The sequence below is a fragment of the Glutamicibacter bergerei genome, from assembly GCF_054495185.1.
On sequence record NZ_CM137131.1, the window covers coordinates 2,800,241 to 2,820,217 of the forward strand.

General features: G+C 55.1%; 18 protein-coding genes. 9 read left to right on the top strand and 9 right to left on the bottom strand.

Annotation, left to right across the window (positions count from 1 at the left end; all coding sequences use genetic code 11):
* Window positions 1–31: 31 nt before the first annotated feature.
* Window positions 32–1,486, top strand: coding sequence for a DHA2 family efflux MFS transporter permease subunit (locus ACX5K5_RS13010; RefSeq protein WP_188682926.1), 1,455 nt, complete (start codon window positions 32–34; stop codon window positions 1,484–1,486).
* A 68-nt stretch (window positions 1,487–1,554) separates the two neighbouring features.
* On the opposite strand, the gene ACX5K5_RS13015 is transcribed toward ACX5K5_RS13010, so the two are convergent.
* Window positions 1,555–1,794 (bottom strand): hypothetical protein, encoded by a 240-nt coding sequence (locus tag ACX5K5_RS13015; protein WP_096255656.1) that lies wholly within the window; start codon window positions 1,792–1,794, stop codon window positions 1,555–1,557.
* A gap of 101 nt (window positions 1,795–1,895) precedes the next feature.
* Window positions 1,896–2,327 carry a hypothetical protein gene (locus tag ACX5K5_RS13020; RefSeq protein WP_346059334.1) on the bottom strand — a complete coding sequence of 144 codons (432 nt, stop codon included), beginning with the start codon at window positions 2,325–2,327 and terminating at the stop codon, window positions 1,896–1,898.
* Window positions 2,328–2,478: 151 nt separating this feature from the next.
* Between ACX5K5_RS13020 and ACX5K5_RS13025 the strand changes: the two genes are divergently transcribed.
* Together ACX5K5_RS13025 and ACX5K5_RS13030 are read left to right on the top strand one after the other, a co-directional pair.
* Complete coding sequence (locus ACX5K5_RS13025) at window positions 2,479–3,168, top strand: TetR/AcrR family transcriptional regulator (protein ID WP_188682930.1); 690 nt, start codon at window positions 2,479–2,481, stop codon at window positions 3,166–3,168.
* An 81-nt stretch (window positions 3,169–3,249) separates the two neighbouring features.
* Window positions 3,250–4,482 carry an acyl-CoA dehydrogenase family protein gene (locus ACX5K5_RS13030; RefSeq protein WP_346059335.1) on the top strand — a complete coding sequence of 411 codons (1,233 nt, stop codon included), beginning with the start codon at window positions 3,250–3,252 and terminating at the stop codon, window positions 4,480–4,482.
* A gap of 74 nt (window positions 4,483–4,556) precedes the next feature.
* On the opposite strand, the gene hrpB is transcribed toward ACX5K5_RS13030, so the two are convergent.
* Window positions 4,557–7,112 carry an ATP-dependent helicase HrpB gene (hrpB, locus tag ACX5K5_RS13035; protein ID WP_459174495.1) on the bottom strand — a complete coding sequence of 852 codons (2,556 nt, stop codon included), beginning with the start codon at window positions 7,110–7,112 and terminating at the stop codon, window positions 4,557–4,559.
* A gap of 5 nt (window positions 7,113–7,117) precedes the next feature.
* Entirely contained in the window at window positions 7,118–7,894 is a 777-nt protein-coding gene (locus ACX5K5_RS13040; RefSeq protein ID WP_188684020.1) for an alpha/beta fold hydrolase, read from the bottom strand.
* Window positions 7,895–8,065: 171 nt separating this feature from the next.
* Here ACX5K5_RS13040 and ACX5K5_RS13045 point away from each other — a divergent pair, with 171 nt between their 5' ends.
* The gene (locus ACX5K5_RS13045; protein ID WP_188684109.1) at window positions 8,066–8,209 is read left to right on the top strand and encodes a hypothetical protein; all 144 of its coding nucleotides are present in this window, start codon (window positions 8,066–8,068) and stop codon (window positions 8,207–8,209) included.
* A 165-nt stretch (window positions 8,210–8,374) separates the two neighbouring features.
* Here ACX5K5_RS13045 and ACX5K5_RS13050 read toward each other — a convergent pair whose 3' ends face one another.
* Window positions 8,375–9,940, bottom strand: coding sequence for a hypothetical protein (locus ACX5K5_RS13050; RefSeq protein WP_096255664.1), 1,566 nt, complete (start codon window positions 9,938–9,940; stop codon window positions 8,375–8,377).
* 200 nt (window positions 9,941–10,140) lie between these two features.
* On the opposite strand from ACX5K5_RS13050, the gene ACX5K5_RS13055 reads away from it, so the two are divergent.
* The 3 genes from ACX5K5_RS13055 (at window position 10,141) to ACX5K5_RS13065 (ending at window position 13,255) form a co-directional block, all read left to right on the top strand.
* A complete protein-coding gene (locus ACX5K5_RS13055) occupies window positions 10,141–11,202 on the top strand; it encodes an aldo/keto reductase (RefSeq protein WP_459174496.1) in 1,062 nt (353 codons plus the stop codon).
* 268 nt (window positions 11,203–11,470) lie between these two features.
* The gene (locus ACX5K5_RS13060; protein WP_459174497.1) at window positions 11,471–12,853 is read left to right on the top strand and encodes an NAD-dependent succinate-semialdehyde dehydrogenase; all 1,383 of its coding nucleotides are present in this window, start codon (window positions 11,471–11,473) and stop codon (window positions 12,851–12,853) included.
* Between the two features lie 180 nt (window positions 12,854–13,033).
* Entirely contained in the window at window positions 13,034–13,255 is a 222-nt protein-coding gene (locus tag ACX5K5_RS13065; RefSeq protein WP_229676924.1) for a response regulator transcription factor, read from the top strand.
* A gap of 13 nt (window positions 13,256–13,268) precedes the next feature.
* On the opposite strand, the gene ACX5K5_RS13070 is transcribed toward ACX5K5_RS13065, so the two are convergent.
* The 3 genes from ACX5K5_RS13070 to ACX5K5_RS13080 form a co-directional block, all read right to left on the bottom strand.
* The gene (locus tag ACX5K5_RS13070) at window positions 13,269–13,991 is read right to left on the bottom strand and encodes an SH3 domain-containing protein (protein ID WP_188682944.1); all 723 of its coding nucleotides are present in this window, start codon (window positions 13,989–13,991) and stop codon (window positions 13,269–13,271) included.
* 93 nt (window positions 13,992–14,084) lie between these two features.
* Window positions 14,085–14,588 (bottom strand): ferritin, encoded by a 504-nt coding sequence (locus ACX5K5_RS13075; RefSeq protein WP_096255672.1) that lies wholly within the window; start codon window positions 14,586–14,588, stop codon window positions 14,085–14,087.
* A gap of 148 nt (window positions 14,589–14,736) precedes the next feature.
* The gene (locus ACX5K5_RS13080; protein WP_443446930.1) at window positions 14,737–17,103 is read right to left on the bottom strand and encodes a Tex family protein; all 2,367 of its coding nucleotides are present in this window, start codon (window positions 17,101–17,103) and stop codon (window positions 14,737–14,739) included.
* A gap of 93 nt (window positions 17,104–17,196) precedes the next feature.
* Here ACX5K5_RS13080 and ACX5K5_RS13085 point away from each other — a divergent pair, with 93 nt between their 5' ends.
* Window positions 17,197–17,553: a hypothetical protein gene (locus tag ACX5K5_RS13085; protein WP_096255673.1), complete on the top strand. Its 357-nt coding sequence runs from the start codon at window positions 17,197–17,199 to the stop codon at window positions 17,551–17,553.
* A 27-nt stretch (window positions 17,554–17,580) separates the two neighbouring features.
* A complete protein-coding gene (locus tag ACX5K5_RS13090) occupies window positions 17,581–17,976 on the top strand; it encodes an Hsp15 family ribosome-associated heat shock protein (protein ID WP_324091426.1) in 396 nt (131 codons plus the stop codon).
* On the opposite strand, the gene ACX5K5_RS13095 is transcribed toward ACX5K5_RS13090, so the two are convergent.
* Window positions 17,973–19,925, bottom strand: a complete 1,953-nt coding sequence (locus ACX5K5_RS13095) for a S9 family peptidase (RefSeq protein WP_459174498.1) — start codon at window positions 19,923–19,925, stop codon at window positions 17,973–17,975. The genes ACX5K5_RS13090 and ACX5K5_RS13095 overlap by 4 nt on opposite strands.
* Window positions 19,926–19,977 lie beyond the last annotated feature (52 nt).

A 19,977-nucleotide genomic window follows, 5' to 3' on the forward strand; every position in this document is an offset into this window, starting at 1 on the left:
AGTTTCACCGTGCAAGCATTACTCTGGGTCAGTGCCTGAAATCGTAAACTCCCCACCAGACTTTGACCGAAAAACCGCTTGGCGTGCCCTCTGGGCACTGGTCATTGGTTTCTTCATGATCCTGCTCGACACCACCATTGTGTCGACGGCGATGCCCGCCATCATGAAGTCGCTGGATGCCGATATTTCTGGGATCCTTTGGATCAACAGTGCTTATCTGCTCACCTTCGCGGTGCCACTGCTCATCACCGGGCGTCTCGGAGACCGTTTTGGTCCACGTAATATTTACCTCATCGGGTTGCTGATCTTTGCTTTGGCTTCGCTGTGGTGCGGGCTGTCAGACTCACTGGCTTCGCTCACCATTGCCCGTGCTGTCCAAGGCCTAGGCGCGGCAATGATCTCGCCACAAGCAATGACGCTGATCACCCGACTCTTTCCTTATCAACACCGCGGAGCCGCGATGGGACTCTGGGGAGCCGTCGCGGGTATTGCTACTCTGTTGGGCCCCCTTGCCGGCGGGCTGTTAGTCGACTCGGTCGGCTGGGAATGGATCTTCTTCATCAACCTGCCAATCGCCGTATTGAGCTTCATCATGTTGTTGAAATTTGTTCCCCGCCTAGCGCCACAAGCTCATTCCTTCGACTGGGTTGGCGTAGCACTTTCCGCCCTGGCAATGTTTGCTTTGGTCTTCGGCATCCAAGAAGGCGACTCAACAAATTGGGAACCATTCATCGGCCCACTGAGCTCTTGGCACATGATCGTTCTCGGTGTGGCGCTCTTCGCTGTGTTCATTTGGTGGCAATCCAAGACTTCCAAGGAACCACTGGTTCCATTGCGGCTGTTTAAGGTTCGCAACTTTTCGCTGGCAAACGTCGCCATCACCTGCATGGGCCTGACCATTTCTACCATGGCTCTACCCATGGTGTTCTTCCTGCAGAATGTGCGAGGCCTGACTCCTACCCAATCGGCATTGATGATCTCCCCGATGGCCATCGTGGCAATTTTCATTGCCCCAGTGCTAGGAAAGACGGTCAACAGGTTTAATCCTCGGACCCTCGCCGTGCCAGGGTTCTTCCTGATCGGCACCGCGACCGTAGCTTACGCATTGATGATGCACTCGGACATTGCGCTGTGGACCTTGCTGATCCCCTCCGCAGTGCAAGGTATTGGTTCAGCAATGATCTGGCCTTCGCTTTCGCTCGCTGCAACCAAAAACCTCACCCCACGTGATGCCGGAGCCGGTTCCGGCATTTACAACACCACCAGGCAGATCGGTTCGGTCCTTGGCTCTGCGCTCATTGCGGTCATGATGGAAGCACGTGTTTCCACCGAGATTCTCAAGGTTCAAACTCAGGGTCCCACAGCTATCCCTGAAGCGACAGCTGTGGGTCTGGGGCAGGCATTGTTGCTACCTGGTTTTGTAGCCATTGCCGCGATACTTGTGGTGGCATTCCTCAACGTCCCGGAAAAGAAGAAAGTTTCCTAGCCTCAAAAGCGCAAAAACGGGGTGGGTTCCACATGGAACCCACCCCGTTTTTGCTCAGACAAAGTCGACTATGCAGATTGGTCTGGCTTGTCCTCGCCCTTGACCTTCTCTACGGTTTCACCGATCTTTTCCTGCGCATCGGCGGCAAATTCTTTCACGTTCTCCGAAGCGTCGGCCGCGAATTCCTTCACGTTTTCGGACGCGTCAGCAGCGAACTCTTTAACGTTCTCCGAAGCGTCGCCGGCAAATTCCTTGACGTTCTCGACTGCTTCGCCCAGCTTCTTCTTTGCATTATCCAAGAAACCCATGGGTTCTCCTTTTGGTTCGAAACCTGAAAATGACTACTGAAGGCTTGCAGTACCAACTAAAACTTACGTCAGTTGGAAATTTGCTCACCGTAGAGGGTAAGTTATTTCTTTTTCTTCCCCAGCTTCGCCGAGCGACGACCAAAGATCAGTGCTACTGCGATACCTGCAAGCCAAGCATCCTTGGCTAAAGCGGTGCCGTCACTTGTCGGGCGAATACCATCAGATTCGGTCATTCCCGGGGTGCGCAAGTAGGAAGCAAGCAGTACGCCTGAGAATGCTCCGAGGCCAAGACCTGCAAGTCGCGAAGGAATGATAGGTAGGAGCAGAGCGCTACCCAGTGCAATTTCGGAGACCGAAACCGCCTTGCCGAAGGCTGCCGGTTCCAGCTGCCCCAACTGCGGCACGCCATTGGAGGCCAGCTGCTGCAGTCCGGCGGCGCTAGCTTCGTCAATGCGAAGCTTGTTGATTCCGCTGTTGAGAATGAATGCGCCACTGACCAAACGTAGTGCGGCGTTTGCGATAGAGATTCCCATGGGCCCTCACTTCTCTTCTAAGTAGATTTACTGCGGCACTCGCAATTATGAGTTGCCTTGAACCTCAGCGTAGTCATCCCGGGGAATGATCACAATCATTTAGTCCCGTGAGCCGGAGTCAATTAGCCGAAACATGCTAAATTCAAGAATCATGATCTCTTCCTCCGCCGTACCTTCAGCCGCTCTGGACCTTTTGATTACCCAGGGGTTCGACACCACCAGCGTCGATGAGTTGGCTGCCACCGCCGGGATGTCACGGTCCACCTTCTTCCGCCGTTTTGGTTCCAAAGAAAACATGGTGTTTGCCGATCAGGAAATGATCATCACTCATGTGAAAACGACACTTGCTGCTTCTTCTGTCAGTGCCACACAAACGCTTATCGACGCGGCGCACGTGGTCTTTGACCAGTACACGATGAACCCCGAGGCGGCCCAGTTACGTCACCGTCTACTTTCCTCGGTGCCTTCGCTGCGCGAACGTGAGCTGGTTTCCACTCACCGTTATGAACGTGCTTTTTATGATTTCCTCTCCGCCAGAGAACTAACCAATACCGCTCCGCACCGTGCATTGAGTCTGGGAATCAGCGCAGGGTTGGTCGCCATCCACAATGACCATCTGCGCCTATGGTTGCGCGACCCCTCCGCCACGGATCGGGAGCATTTGGCTGCAGACGTGTCGTTATTTTTGGACCGTTTCGCAGATTTACTGGATCCCAACCACGCCCCCAAGGCAAAGTCCTCCAAAGCGCCGCGTGTGGTGGTTTCCGTTCTTGACGCAGGAGATGACGAACAAGCGGTACTTGATGCCGTATCAAAGGCACTGCGCGAACACCGAGACTGACACTTAGTTTCTTGACATGACATTGAGTTCCATTAGGCTGGGTATAGAATAGTTTTCCTTCTCTGCCTAGGAGCACCCGAAATGACCCAGCAGCACACCGAATTTGAGTTTCCCACCGGCGTTGTGGAACCCGAATACGATCTATGGGCCGACGGGGTAGATATTGACCCCACCGGAGTGCTTGCCGAAGTCGACCCGGTAGATGCCGCGTGGCGTCACAAGGCCCGCACCTTCATCCTGGATGAAGTCAAAGATGACATCCACGAATACTGGGACAAGGCAGACTACCCACTTCACCTGATTAAAAAACTCGGTGACGCCGGACTACTCCGTGACGGGTTGGACTTTGCCGGCCATGAACCCATGAGTCCGATGGCCGCTGGATTAGTCAACATGGAGTTGGCACGCGGTGACGGCTCGGTAGCTACCATCGTTGGCGTTCAGGGAGGCTTGGCTCTTCGCTCGGTCATGTTCTGCGGTAGTGCGCAACAGAAGACCAAATACGGTGTTCCGATGCTTGCAGGCGAACTCGCCGGCTCCTTCGCACTGACCGAGCCGACTCACGGTTCGGACTCAGTAGGTCTAGAAACCCGCGCCCATAAGGTCGACGGTGGCTATGTCATCAACGGCGAAAAGAAGTGGATTGGCAACGGTTCCATTGGCGGTATCACCGTCACTTGGGCACGTGATGACGACGGTAAAGTGCGTGGTTTCTTGGTTGATCAGGAATCCGCTGGCTACACCGCAACCACCATCAAAAATAAGCTTTCCTTGCGTGCCATCTGGCAGGCTCATATCCGCATGGAGAACGTCTTTGTTCCAGATGAAGATGTGCTCCCGGACTCCCATAGCTTCAAAGACACCGCACGAGTACTTTTTGCCACCCGCTTGGGTGTCGCCTGGTCTGCGGTAGGCCACGCCACCGCATGCTACGAATCAGCGGTGCTCTACGCCAAGGCTCGCACACAGTTTGGCCGCCCACTGGCAGCAAGCCAGATAGTGCAGGAACGTCTGGCACGGATGCAGTCCGAACTGGCCACCATTCAGCTACTTGCGGTGCAGTCCACCAAGCGTGAGGCACGTGGAGAACTCACCGGCCCGCAGGCTTCCCTGGCTAAATACACTGCAACGCGCACCGCACGCCAGATCGCTTCGAATGCCCGTGATCTCCTCGGCGGAAACGGGATCCTGACCAGTAATCGAGTAGCCCGGCACTTTGCCGATATTGAAGCCATCCACACCTATGAAGGTACCGAAACCGTTCAGGCGCTACTGATGGGCCGCAACATTACCGGCATCTCAGCCTTCGCCTAACCCAACAATTTGATACAAATAATGCCGTGGCTTAGGCACCATATTATTGGTGCCTAAGCCACGGTTTTACTTTCCTAGCCTTTACTTTCCCGGCGTAGCCTATTATTCGTGTATGCGGTGGCTTGATGCTCCCACGGGTCTTCTGGCCAGGGATGTCTCGGGTACTTTCCGCGCATTTCCGAACGCACCTGTGCGTAAGGACCGTTGAAGAAACTTACTAAGTCCTCGGTGACCGCCAGTGGGCTGCCCTTGGGTGAAAGCAAGTGGAACTGTACCGGCAGTTTCTCCCTCACTAACCGTGGAGAATCTTTCAGTCCAAAGCACTCCTGCAATTTCACCGCCACCACTGCCGGACCGGTTGAATCCACCGGCGGGTACTCGATTCGAATCCGTGACCCCGAGGGCACTTGTAGTCGTTCGGGAACTAAGGAATCAAATTCATGAGCATGCTCCCACGGCAAGAGCGTTCGCAACGCTCCTACCAGATCTATCTTTGATGCAGGTTTCCCGGAGGCCAAATGCTCCAAGCCTGCCGACAGCCAGTTTGACGCGCCGTCTATTAAACTCGCCTCATCCACCGGGACAAATGGTGCCCCCAAAAGCCGGTACGCCACACCCATTCGGCGGCGTAGATTTTCAAAGGCTTGTTGTTCACCAAAAAGCGCTAACGATTGCTCGCGAAGCGCCGTTGCGGCAGCCTTGCGCCCGAGTTCCTTCGTGGCCTTAATCGGGTGCGAGGCGAGCTCGATGGCGCCCAATGACTCAACCTTGCGGGCCGAAATCTTCCCATCCACCATCGTTGCGCTTTCGCTGACTTGATGAAGCTGGCTGAGCAAACTAAGCACCTGCTCTAGTTCAATACCCACCGCTCGGCGAATCATTGCACCGGTACTTGTTGAAGCACGAGTCACCTCGGTAATCGCTAAAAACTCATAATGCGCCAGGTGGCTACCGCGCGGCAAGGAAGCGCGCGTCCCTGATGCCAGCAGGTAGTCATGATCTTGGACCTTGTGCGCCACCCACTGCGGATAGGCCAAGGCGCAGACACCGGCCAGAGCCATGGACGCATCTTGACTCCGCGCATTCCCGGTAAGTTTTTCAAGTCTTTTGGTCTCTTGTTCCCAGGCTCGGTGACCAGGATGTGTGGGGCGCCGAATTGCCTGAAGCAATTCATCCAGATCAGCGTTGGCGATTCGTTCCGAGCTGGCTAGCAGGGCTACCGCTTCCGCGGTGGGACGTGAACCGAAATGTTCGGCGCCTTCTAGCAGTGCACGTGCCGTCCTCGGATCTGCCGGAATTTTCACCATGCGCTCGCCCAATGCGGTGATTTTTCCTTCACTATCTACCGCTTCCAGTGCGCGCAACACCTCTTCGTCGGTGTGCAGCGTCTTAGCCGGAGGCTCTTCCCAGAGCCGGAGCCCCGCTCCTCGCGGTGCGCCCCAAGCAGCCAGCGAAAGCGCGGCCTGAACCAGATCTCCGGTACGTATTTCTGGGGCAGAACTGGCTGGCGCCGCCGCAAAGGCTTTGGCATCCAAGGTGCGCACCACCGTTCCAGGCCCTAGTCGTCCTGCACGGCCGGCTCGCTGAGTGGCTGACGCTCGGCTTGCCACCACCGTGACCAGTCCAGCGATACCGCGCCCGGCGTCTCGGCGCGGTTCGCGCGCATAACCAGCGTCAACTACTAGACGTACCCGAGGCACGGTCAATGAGGACTCAGCAATCGAGGTGGACACGATAATTCGTGGTCCTTCGGTAACATCCGGTTCGGCGAGTATCTGGTCTTGAATCTTTGTGGGTACTTGAGAATGCAAGGCGAAGGCGGTCATTCCAGATGCTGCAATCTGGGAGCAGACACGGTCAACTTCGCGGGCGCCTGGAACAAAGACCAGGGTATCGATTACGGTTGTGGACCGTTGGTTCAGTAGTTTTGAATGTTTCACCGCCACCTGTGCGACATGGGATAGATACTCTGCGCTGATTCCACGTTCGGTGATCCGTTGCTTAGTGAAACTGTCAAAGAGTTCGGTCACCTCAAATTGTGCGGTGTTAGCTGTCAACAACCGCGCAGGTTCATCACGTGCCAGGAGCTCTGAAAGTTCTTTAGAATGCAGGGTCGCACTCATCACGATCAGGCTCAGATCATCTCGCAGCTCGCTGACCTGGTTCACCATGGCCAGTAAAAGGTCGGTATCGATGGATCGTTCGTGGACCTCATCAATGATCACCGCGCTGATTCCGGCTAAATCTGGATCGGCCAACAACCTGCGCAGCATCAGTCCGGCGGTCACAAATTCAACCTGGGTATTTGCCGAGCTTTGACGTTCACCACGGACCGCAAAACCTACCTTGTCCCCCAGCTTTGAACCATCCAGTTGCGCTAGCCGACGTGCTGCGGCACGGGCCGCTACACGACGTGGCTGAGTGACGATAATCTTGCCGGTGAGCCCTTGCGCAGCCAGTGCCACGGCCACGGTGGGTGGCACGATGGTGGTTTTACCCGAACCCGGTGGCGCCTGAATGACTAGTGGCCGACTCGGTTGAGTTTGCAACGCAACTTGTAGTTCTTGGCGACTTGGTCCGAAAGCCAAACCCGAGGCGATGCGTTCGAGGTCAAAGGCTTGGAGATTCATAGGTGCTATACCGCCCAAAAAGCTTGAATCGCGCTAACCACCGGTTCAATGGGGAACAAGGTACTACCGTGAGTTCGGCCCGGAAGCGCAACCAGTCGAGCGTGTGGCAAAGCGCGGGCCATCAACTTATTTTGATCAAAGCGGGGCTGATCACGGGTACCAATCAATAACAGCGTGGGGGTGGTGATCTTCGAAAGCTGGCTCAGCTCTAGGTTCTGCACGGTTTCGGCTGCGTCGTAGTAGGCCGCCAAGGCCAAGGGGTCGTTGTTAAGGAAAGCTAATCGGGTGGCTGGGTCTAGCCTGCCGCGGGTTTCTTGTCCGGTGACAAAACCTTCGATATCTCCTTGACGCAATACTTCTAAGTAACCAGGGAAGAACAGTTTGCCAATCTCCCCGTCTGTAATCTCATAGGTTCCCCCGAGCATCGTGAGGCTCAGGACCCGATCAGGACGGTCCATGGCAACATGCAATCCACTCCGCGCGCCGAAAGAGTAACCAATAATGTGTGCTGCCGGAAGGCCAAGATTATCTAGTACGGCATAAATATCACTGGCAATTTTGTCCATTGTGTAATCGGAGCTTTGATGAGACTTCATCGATTTGCCATGCCCGCGAAGGTCCATGCGAATGGTGCGATGGTTGGTGCCTAAGGCTTTGGTATATCCCAGCCCGCGCCAGATAGAACGTGAGAGCGCCGACCCGTGGAGGAAAAGAATTGGCTCACCGACAGCTTGGCCGTCATCAAAGAAGATTTCGGCACCATCTGCGGGGTTATTAATCATCGGCATACCTCCGATTAAATCCCCTTGTGTCTCAGCGAGCAATTCGCCGGGCACCAGCCCGGTGTGCATTACCCGCTTTCTATCGACTTTGGTCATAAAAAGGATGACACTAAAAGTATGAGGTCGATGGCTTAATGCCGCGACACAGAGACATGCGAGGGAAGGAGCATCATGCGCAACGGTCACGAGGACGAACTTGGAGTCGAGACTCAGGAACAGGCCAAGGCACACGTGAAGCACGATCATGAAGAAGAGTTAGTGGAGGAATGGGAAGACGAATCATTCCCAGCCTCTGATCCACCCTCGAATTACTAATCCAAAAAAACTGAGGATTCGTTTACCTCACGCTCAGCTATTGATAAGAATGCCATCCTAGAGTGGTGATTACCTTCTCAAGGTGCGAGTGATTTATAAGAATCGATCTGCGCGGGCTTTACCTCCTTGACCCCCGCAGATCGATTCTTTCTTTAAGCTTCTTCGTTACTTCTTTTTCGTGAACTCAATCGTCGTGGCGCTGCTCGCGACCACATCCAACTGGAGTTTGCCGGTCGCATTCTTCGTCACGCCACTGCCTTTGGCGGCAAACGGGGCCTCCGCTCGCAACTGGGTCTTCTCGACAGCTCCGTTTCCAGGTGCATAAATCTGTGCTGCCCCGGTGGCTCGATATCCTTTAGGCAAGTTAACCGTCAGCGGGTTTTTCGACTTTTTGGCTGCATCGTTTTTATTGATCACGGTCACCTGAACATTGCCGTTTTCAGCCTTAACAGCATAGGCCGTAATGTTTTTGTCCCCCGAAATTTTCGTAGACATGAACTGGCTACCAATACTCAAGCTGGCTAAGCGCATAGCTAGGTAATTGGGCTGGGCGAGCACTTGGCCTTCACCCTTGCTACCGGTTCCGTCCGCGGAACAGACCACCGACATCGGCGCTCCACCTCGGCAGGCACCAAGCATGGAATGCATGTTCATCCGCTCCACCCCAAGACGCGCTGATGCAAAAATATGGTCAATGGTCCACAACGCGGTGGCGTGAGTTCGAGAGGTATTATTCGTCCCCGGGCAGCTCGTTGACCCGGTTTCTTCGACCCACAGCGGAACCTTCTTTTTATTGGCCTTGGCTAATCCAATTCCTAGCATTTTCGTGGCACTCTTACTCACCACAGGTTCTAGTAAGTTCTGCCATTCGGGTCCGCGCCCGGGCACCTTATCCGAGGAGCATTCATAGATAGCATAATAGTGCTGGGTTAACGCCGTAGTGTTAGGTAGTTTCGCATTCAAAAACGCGCTCATCCACGAGCCGTCAAAGACGCCGGGACCAACAATTGGAACCTTCTTACCGGTGGCCTCGTCGATGGCTTTGACGTACGCCCGCACCTGAGTGACGTACTTCTTTTCATTCCATTGCGAAGGTTTGCGCACCTGCAGCCCAGGACGCGCATCATTGGTATACCCATTGGGTTCATTGCCGATAGAGATTCCAATCAGGTGATCCCCGAAAGTCTTCACAGCATATTTGGCCATATCGGCCCCGCGCTTCGGATCATAATGGCCCAGCGGAATACCGATGGTGACCTTAGAGTCGAGCTTCTTGACCGTTTTCATCACGCGTTCGAGATCTTGGGGAGTGACCAAGGTTTTACCCTTTGGCGCTTTTTCTCCCGTTGAAGTCCAGAAGGTTTCGCGGTCCAAGACGTTTCCGCCAAAACGTAAACCAGGATGCCCCAACCCTGCGAGCATCTCGTCGAGGTTACCGACTTCTGGGTCCCAACGAGGGTCGCTAAGCTCGGTAGCCTCAAAGGACACTCCGATGTTGTCATCGCTCAGGCTAGTACCGAGGTTTGAGGATCCGACATTTAAGGTAGTTGCCTTGCCTGCGGGTTTGTTATTAAAGTCTTGGACAAAGTCCGGCAGCGGCTCTGGGGTCGGTGGTGCCGGCGTCGCGGAATTTGAGGCCTGTGGCTCTTGCGTCGTTGGGCCCGAAGAGCAACCGGCTAACAGTCCGCAGATCAAGAGCGCGGCAAGGGATTTTGTCGCTTTGGAAATCACTTCGGTCCTCACAGTTATTTGCATGCTGTCCAAACTTCACTCTATCGCGAGCCTAGAGATTCTCTGCTGACATGAATTATCGCGAGTCTGGTTCCGCGAAGACGATGCTCTAGTTTTATTCAACAGATCAATGCTCTTGCGTGAGTTCTGCCATAGAGTTGTTTTAAGCAACAAAGACTCATTCTATGGAGAGGCACCACATGGAGTACGAACTTGTCAGCCCGCGTCCCGACAGTAACCGTCCGTACGTCGCAGCAGAAAACCGTTACGAGAATTTCGGCTACCGTCGAGTCGGAGATTCGGGCTTAGTTTTGCCTCCTCTCTCGCTGGGCCTGTGGTGGAATTTCGGTGACAACCGCGCATTTGATACCCAACGTGAAGTCTTGCGTCACGCTTTTGACCACGGCATCAACCACTTCGACCTAGCTAATAACTATGGTCCGCCAGCTGGTTCGGCTGAAGAGAACTTCGGTCGAATGATGCGCAAGGACTTCATGCCTTACCGTAATGAGTTGGTCATCTCTTCGAAGGCCGGCTACGACATGTGGGCCGGACCATTCGGTAGTTTCGGGTCACGCAAATACTTGCTGGCCTCCGCAGAAGCATCCTTGCAGGCAATGAACTTGGACTACGTGGATATCTTCTATTCGCATCGTTATGACCCGAAGACTCCCCTAGAAGAAACCATTGGTGCGTTAGATACCTTGGTCCGTCAGGGCAAGGCCATCTATGTCGGTATTTCCTCCTACTCGGCCGAACGCACCGCGCAGGCCAAGGCCATCGCAGACGAGCTAGGAACCCCACTGGTCATCCACCAGCCTTCCTACAACATCTTGAACCCATGGGTAGAGCACGGTCTATTGGCCACCTTGCAGAAGGAAGACATGGGAGCTATCGCCTTTACTCCTTTGGCTCAAGGTCTGCTAACCGACAAGTACCTCAACGGCACCGATGTGCAGCGCCAGGGTGGACGACGCTCCTTGGACGCACAGCTGACCGAAGAGAACTTGGACAAGATCCAAAAGCTCAACGACATTGCACTTCGTCGCGGCCAGTCTTTGGCACAGATGTCCTTGGCTTGGTTGCTGCGCGAGGGTGCGGCCACCTCGGTGCTCATCGGCGCTTCCTCAACCAAGCAGCTGGACGAAAACCTCGGCGCACTAAAGAACGTTGAATTCACCGAGGCCGAGCTCAACGAAATTGCTTCGATCGCTCAAGGCGATGCCGGAATTGATTGGTGGAAGACCTCCGCAATCAGCTAGTTTCTTCCTAGTTCTCAAACACCCGTGCGACGTATTTTCAAGCGCCGCACGGGTGTTTTGCATTCGAGCGCCAATGAGAGACATTCACGAGGAATCCGTCTTAAATCCCAGACGATTCAACGGATCTGAGTGTGGCCGATTTGCTGAACTGAGGATATGCTCGAATCAGACGCGCCGTGAAGTGATTCACATTCATTTTATGGACGGGATGGGTATCGTGAAATCCGCAAGCCCACACAGACCTCAGCACAGACTAGACAGGAGCATCATGAGCGCCCCGACCTACAAGGTACTAAACCCGGCAACCGGCAAGATCGTTGAAGAATTCCCGACAGCCACCGACGCACAGGTCGAGCAGGCACTCGCCTCCGCACAATCTGGCTACGAGTCGTGGCAAAACGTCGACATCAACGAGCGTGCCAAAATCGTCAGCAAGGTCGCTCAGCTCTTCGCCGACAAGGCCGATGAACTAGGCAAAATCATGACTCTGGAAATGGGCAAGCCACTTTCCGAGGCCGTGGGCGAAGCAGAATATTGCAAAGACATCTTTGAATACTTCGCCACCGAAGGGCCCACCCTGGCGGCAGATCAGGAAATCAAGTCCTTCTCCGGTGGCAAGGCAGTCGTCCAGCGCCGCCCGGTAGGCCCGCTGCTTGGCATCATGCCGTGGAATTTCCCGCTGTACCAGGTTGCTCGCTTTGCCGCGCCAAACCTCATGCTGGGCAACACCATTGTGCTCAAGCATGCAGAGTCCTGCCCACGCTCGGCTCTAGCAATCCAAGAAATCATGGATGAGGCAGGGGTTCCTGCGGGCGTGTACAACAACGTTTTCGCCACCCATGATCAAATCTCCACCATCATTGCTGATTCACGGATCCAGGGTGTTTCCCTGACCGGTTCCGAACGCGCTGGCGCGATCATTGGCGAACAGACCGGACGTAATCTGAAGAAGGCAGTACTTGAACTTGGCGGTTCGGATCCATTTGTTGTTCTTGATTCAAATGACGTGGCTGGCATCGCCGAGACCGCGTGGGGCTTCCGTATCGACAACACCGGTCAGGCGTGCAATTCTAATAAGCGCATGATCATCATGGAAGATATTTTTGATGACTTTGTTACCGAGCTAACCAAGCATGCCGACGGGCTGACACCCGGTGATCCAATGGCAGAAGTCGACGGCACGTTCGCACCGATGTCCTCGCGTAAGGCTGCCGAAGATCTGCACGCACAGGTACAGGATGCGGTGTCCAAGGGCGCCACACTTCATACCGGTGGTGTACTGCAAGATGGTCCTGCGGCCTACTACTCCCCTGCCGTGCTCAGCGGTGTCACCAAGGACATGCGCGCTTACTACGAAGAGCTGTTCGGCCCAGTCGCCGTGGTGTACAAGGTCACCAGCGACGAGCAGGCACTGGAACTTGCCAATGACACCATCTACGGTCTGGGCGGTTCGGTGCACTCCACCGATGAAGCTCGTGCCGCCAAGGTTGCTATGGGCCTGCAGTCGGGTATGGCGAACGTTAACTCGCCAGCGGCCGAGGGCGCCGAAATGCCGTTCGGTGGCGTGAAGCGCTCCGGCTTCGGCCGTGAGCTTGGCCCGTTGGGCATGGAAGAATTCGTGAACAAGCGTCTGTTCTACATCGGCGAGTAGCAACAGATAAGCAGGGGGCCGAACCAGTTTCGTGAACTGATTCGGCCCCTCTTCTTGTGCTTTAAACTCGCGAGCCCTCCAACGTTGCATCTTTTAGCCGGCTACCAGCTATTCGCCCGACCAGTTGACGGCTGGGAAGCGACGTCACGAATTGTGCGGCGTTCAAGCAAGCAGGCCATTGTGCGCAACTTGAGCGAACGCGATCGCAGCTTGGTGCGCCTGGTCGCTGCTGGACTGACCAATGTACAGATCTCGCGAATTTCTCACATCTCGGAAGGTTCTATGAAGCTTCATCTGGCGCGCATCTTGGAACAGCTCAATGTCACCAATCGTGTGCAGCTGGCGGTTATTGCCACCGAATCAGGTTTGGTTTCCCCCGCTGACTTGCAGATTGTCAGCTAGAATTCTGCGCTGGCTAGTAAACGGTTCGTAGCTGCGTGGCTGGAATCCACATCTCTTCACCATCACGTTCAATCTGTCGCCACGCGCCTTGACGCGCCACGATAATCACCGCGGTATCGGACTGCAAAATGCGCGCTAATGCGTGGTGATCCCCAGGACCACGACGTGCGTTGAGTCGGATGGTGGTTAATGCACGCTGATTGGGTACAGCAATCAACCCACCCTTAGCAGGACGTGAGGGCAGAGTCTGCAAATACATGCTCGGCACCCAGCCCAACAGCTGTCCGAATTGTACTTGTGACCACAACCCTTGTTGCAGAACCATGCGGACCTTACTCGCCTGCTCAATAACCTTGAGCACTGGATAGCCGGTGCCGCTACCTTTGCGAAGGTTCAGTGTAGCCGTGGTGACATGGGTGGCTTCGATCAACGAATAACGCGACAGCACTCGAGGGCTATGCTCATCTTCGCTCTGACCTTCAATTTTTTCGTCAAAGGCTGACGGAATCGGCTCTAGGTAAATATTTGGTAGCCAACCATAGATGCGGTGAACGTATACGTGAGCCCAGGATCCTCGCACTTCGACGAGTGCAATTTCAGTTCCGGTGCTCAGATTGCTCTGAACAAGGTAGTGTCGCCCGGCACCCTTACGTAGTTTCAGCTCTGCCGTCGTGCGGTGCGTATGCGTCGGTGACGACGTCCGAGCCGAAGGATGCGGATAACCCAATTGGTTCACAACCACCTCGATATAGAAAAACTTAAGGAACCAGCAAGTAGCTGATTCCCTAAGTTTATTTCATGTTTGAAGAGTTTTTCTCTTCTTGTGGTTTTATTCGCCTGCCGACTGGCGTGTTCCTAGCTCACGGTCCAGTCGCAGGATGCCGCTTCCGTCATCTCCGACAAGCTTCAGGCGGTCCAGAATCTCGGATACGGTGGCCTCTTCTTCGACCTGTTCCTCGATAAACCAGTTCAGCATCGGGATTGAATCGATGTCACCCTCGGTCTGTGCCAGTCGGTACAGTTCACGGATTGCTTCCGAAACTTTCCGTTCGTGTGCCAAAGACACTGCGAAGGCGTCAGCAACGGTTTTGACGTTCATCTGTGGTGCTGGCTGCTCACCGATGGTTGGGTGTGCGTCACGGTCAGTCATATGAGTCATGAACTTTTCCGCGTGCACGATTTCTTCGGCTGCCTGTGCACGGAACCAGCCGGCAATGCCGGAAAGGCTCATGACATCCATCTCCACTGCCAGCTGACGGTAAACGGTCGCAGCGGTCAATTCGAGAGTTAACTGAGTGTTGAAGGCTTCTGCAAGTTTTCCTGTAAGTTCCATGACTAAAGACTACGACTCATTTTCCTACTTGTCATCGAAGTTCGGACACACTAATTAGCAGAGTAATTAGCGAACACTTTTGAGTTGACCAGTAGTTAATTGAGCCGATGCTAACCAAGGTTAGGGCAACCGAACAGATTTTCTGGACTTACTTTCCCAACCCCGCACGTCGCAACGCTTCAGCCATCGCGGTGTTTCCGCTCGGTGCCGGCTCTGCCTGGCGTCCGGCCTTTGGGGCGCGGTCCCCACGAGTCTTCACTCCAGCATTGGGCCGTTGTCCGGTGCGAGCTTTTGGCTGCTCCGAGACAGTTTTCTCTCCGGGCAATTCGTCATCCAAACGCAGGGTCAAAGAAATTCGCTTACGCGCAGCATCAACTTCAAGGACCTTGACCTTGACTATCTGTCCCGAGCTGACCACTTCGCGCGGATCCGAAATGAACTTGGTGCTCATTGCCGAGACATGGATCAGTCCGTCCTGGTGCACACCCAAATCAACAAAGGCACCGAAGGCCGCCACGTTGGAGACTGTACCTTCCATGATCATCCCAGGCAGCACATCGGAGAGTTTCTCTACGCCTTCACGCAGCGCAGCGGTCACAAATTCGCCGCGTGGGTCACGAGCGGGACGGCGTAGTTCTGCAATCACATCGCGGATGGTCGGTTCACCGAATTGTTCGGTGGTAAATTCCGCTGGATCTAATTCTTCTAACCGTCTCCCACGGCTCTCTGCCGCCTGCTGCAAACTCTTGGCCAGCGCATATGCCTCCGGGTGAACCGAGGACGCATCGAGTTTTTCCTTACCCCCGGTGATGCGCAAGAACCCGGCACACTGCTCATAGGCTTTGGCGCCCAAGCGCGGAACCTTCAGCAGCTCGCGGCGTGTAGCAAAAGCACCGTTAGCATTACGGTGGTCCACAATGTTTCTGCTCAATAGTGGGCCTACACCGGCCACACGTGAAAGCAGTGCCGGGGAAGCGGTGTTAACATCAACACCCACCGCGTTCACACAGTCTTCAACCACGGCATCCAGTGCCCGGTCAAGCTTTGTGGCACTCACATCGTGCTGGTACTGACCCACTCCAATGGATTTTGGATCAATTTTCACTAGCTCTGCGAGAGGGTCTTGTAGGCGGCGGGCGATAGATACTGCTCCGCGGATTGAGACATCTAGATCTGGCAATTCTTGGCTAGCAAGTTCGGAAGCCGAGTACACCGAGGCACCTGCCTCGGAAACGATGACCTTGGAGAGCTCTTTACCGCCCAGGGCCTTGATCACTTCTGCCGCCAAACGGTCGGTTTCACGACCGGCGGTGCCATTACCCACGGCAATCAGCGAGGTGCCATGTTTCTGCGCCAGCTGGGTGAGCGTCTTAACCGATTCGTCCCATTTGTTCGCAGGTGCATGCGGGTAGATTGTGGCAATGTCCACGACCTTGCCGGTCAGGTCCACCACTGCCACCTTCACCCCGGTACGCAGTCCCGGGTCAAGACCCAGAACTGCCTTGTTTCCGGCCGGCGCAGCCAACAGGACATCGCGAAGATTAGCAGCAAAGATCTTGACCGATTCATCCTCGGCAGCTTCAAAGAGGCGAGCCCGAAGATCTGATTCAAAACGGGTTAGTAAACGGGCTTTCCAAGCTAGACGTACCGTCTGCTGTAGCCAGCTTGCTGCCGGCGCATCACCACCGGTGCTGATGCCCAAGGACGCGGCGATAGCGTTCTCGTACCCGGCACGAGCTTGCGCTAAGGCTTGGTCATCACGTGGGTCAGCCTCGGCAAACTGCAGCTTCAGCACCCCATCACGTTCACCACGTAGTAGCGCGAGCACCCGGTGTGAGGGCAACGAATCAAGCGTCGCCACATAGTCCAAGTAGTCCTTGTACTTTCCTTGAGCCTCCGCGGTCGCAGTAGCTGCGGGGCTGGCACCGACCCGGCCGGTTTTCCACAGTCGCTCACGCAACTCTGATGCCAGCACGATATCTTGCGAGACTCGTTCGGTCACAATTGAGCGCGCACCGGAGAGCGCATCTAGCTCGGTAGCAAAACCAGCCTCGGCGTTCAGGTACTCCCCCGCCGCAACCTGCGGATCGGTGTTGGGGTTGGCTAAGAGCAGATCCGCCAGGGGTTCCAGACCCGCTTCTCGCGCAATCTGAGCCTTGGTGCGACGCTTCGATTTGAATGGAAGATAGATGTCTTCCAATTCGGCCTTGGTCACCGCAGCGGTAATGGCTGAATCGAGTTCGTCGGTGAGTTTTCCGACCTCGGTAATTGCTTCGCGGACGGTCACGCGGCGTTCTTCGAGTTCACGCAGGTAGCGCAGTCGCTCTTCGAGAAGACGCAGTTGGGTATCGGAGAGCATTCCCGTGATTTCTTTACGGTATCTGGCGATGAAGGGAACGGTGGATCCGGAGTCCAAAAGTTCAACGGCGGCTTTGACCTGCCAGATAGCTACTTTGCTGTCGCCAGATAGTTCGATGGCCAGCTGTTCAAGGATTCTTTGCTCTGTGCTACTCACCGAACCATTGTGCCTCACACGGCTTATTCTTCAGATGATCGACTCGGTTGACACCCAGCTGATCCTAAAACTTGGACGTTAGACTTGGTGACTATGGGGAGTGTAACTATTCGAAAAACTGCTGCGATACTTGCCGTATCGTCGCTCGCCGTGTTGACCGCAGGTTGTTCCGTTTTAGAGGACACCGCGTCGTCAGCCGCCACACAGCTAACCGATGCTGCCGCGAAGGAAATGGTGCGCCAAGCGTGCGCTCCAATTCAGGACGGGACCATTGACGCCGGAGAGTTACGTGTACTTGGTTCCATCATTACTTCGGTCGAGGGTGGTGGCTTGCCACAATCCATGATTGATATTCTCAACGAGCTAGCGAACGCCGGGGATCATGCCCCGCGTGCACTGCAGGATCGGCTAGTTAATGCCTGCGAGGATTCCAACGCGGCAGGTAACTAACCCTGCGGTGATCTAGACTTTTGAATCATGGTCGAAATTCCCACTCGCGGTAAGGTCCGTCTCGATGCGTGGCTTTGGGCCGTGCGTATCTATAAAACGCGTTCGGCCGCTACGACTGCCTGCCGTGCTGGACATGTTCGGCTTAACGGGGATCCGGTCAAAGCCTCCCAAATTGTTGTTCCTGGGGATCGCATCCGTGTACGCAAAGACGGTTGGGACCGGGAGTTGGAAGTCACCGGGCTCATTTCCAAACGTGTCGGTGCCCCGGTAGCGGTTAAATGCTATCTAGACCATACTCCGCCGCGTGAAAAGGTAGTCGTCCCGCAAGTTCCCATACGGGACAGAGGAGCCGGACGCCCCACCAAGAAGGACCGCCGCGAAATGGATCGCCTGCGCTCCTCTTGGTTGGACACCGAGGACTAACTCAGCGTAATGTCGGGAACATCCGTCTCAAATTCGAAGATTTGCGCGTAGAAAGCCAATGAACTTTCCAATGCCTTGATGATGTTTACCGACTGACGGAAGCCGTGCTGCTCGCCAGCAAACAGGATGTAGGCGTGTGGGATTCCACGTTTTGCTAACGCGTCGGCGACCACTTGTGATTGTGCTGGCGGTACCACCTTGTCCTCGTCACCTTGCAAGAGCAACACCGGGCAGGAAATCTTCTCCACATGATTGATCGGAGCCCGCTTCTCGTAGAGGTCAGCCGCCTCCGGATACGGACCGACAAGCGAGAACATGTACTGGGATTCGAAGTCATGGGTATCTTGAACAAGTCCCACTAAGTCCGAGACACCATAACGACTGATCCCAGCGGTAAACACGTCGGAGAATGTCAGAGCACACAGCACGGTCCACCCGCCAGCGCTCCCGCCTTCAATACCGATCCGCTGCGGATCTGCCAGTCCCCGGTTGATGAGCGCCTTGATTACCGTGACGGTATCGGCAACATCAACTACACCCCACGCGCCGCGTAGTCGATTACGGTAGTTACGTCCGTATCCGGTGGAGCCACCGTAGTTCACATCCACCACACCGATACCGCGTGACGTGTAGTAGGCAATGGAGGTGCTCAACGTAGCCACGGCCTGACTGGTAGGTCCACCATGAACGAAGGTTACATACGGTGGGAGTTCTCCCTCAAGCCCGGCGTAGCCAACTTGGCGAGGCTTGTAGAGCAGTGCGTGCACCGCTTGGCCTGCCTCATTAACACACTCAAATTCTTCGACCTCCGGAAGCATTTGCGGATCTGGGAGTTGCTCGATAGATCGGGTCACACAGCTGTGCTCTAGAGTTTCGATATTGATCAAGGAGATTTCTTCTCCATTGGTCAACGATGACGTCCGGGCCAACAACCAGTTGCCGTCTAGATCCAGCGGGCGCACCCGGGCAAAAGGCAAATCTAGATCCTCTAATCCGCCGGTGGTGGTGTGAACCCGTGCGAGCTTAGTAGTTCCGGTTCCATAGGAGCAGAGCAATGTCTGTGGATTTTGGCTTAGGTACCATCCGGTACCTACCTGCCATAGTGGGCCGGCAAATTCTGCGGCACGGTCCACCAGCCGGACGGTACGTCCCGAGCTGAGCTGGTAGGTGTAAGGATTCCACCAACCAGAGGAGTCTGAGATAAATGCCAGCCGGTCATCATCAGCCCATTCGGGCTGCAGTACCGAAATTTCTGGGCCTCCGGCAATGACCGTGTCTTGCAAGAACCCCTGCGTGGAATATTCTGCGAGGTGAAGTTCTGTGCTGTCCCAAGGCATATTCGGGTGTTCCCAGCTGATCCAGGTTAGCTGCTCACCGTTCGGGCTAAGCCGTGGCCCGGCAACAAAGCGCGCCGGAGAACTGAGCAGTCGAATCACTGCGAGATCTTCGCTAGCACTGCCATCAAGAGGAATTTCCACGATATGGCGGACAGGTTCACCGCGTAGATCTTCCATAATCGCCAAGACATGCCCTGCCGGACCGGGAACAAATTCGGCGAAACGCAGTGTGGGGTCCGAGTCGACCATGCTCTGCGGGGTCAAGGCAATGGGAGTTTGGTCTGCTAACAGCTGCAAATATACTCGCTGATCACTGAAGTTCGCGAAGACTACTGCAGGAACATCCCCAGCTAACAGCAGCCAGCTAGCGCCGCCGTATTCGTGGACTCGCGAACGCACGTTATAGGGAGCATCAATGAGGGTTCGCCCCTCACTTTGGCTGTGACGGTCATACTCCACCAGGGTCATTCGACCACCCTCGGAAGGCAGGCCTTCTTGCACAATGAGTTTGTCGCCGAAGAAACAGGCGGCGCCCAAAGGTTTAGTGCCGGCGGCTACTTGCGTGGCTGAGATAGTTGACGGCCAGGATCCATAAGGCATGTGCTGAGGCATGTGTTAGATACTAGTCACATATTCTGCTCAGAACGACCCTCGACAAGCCATA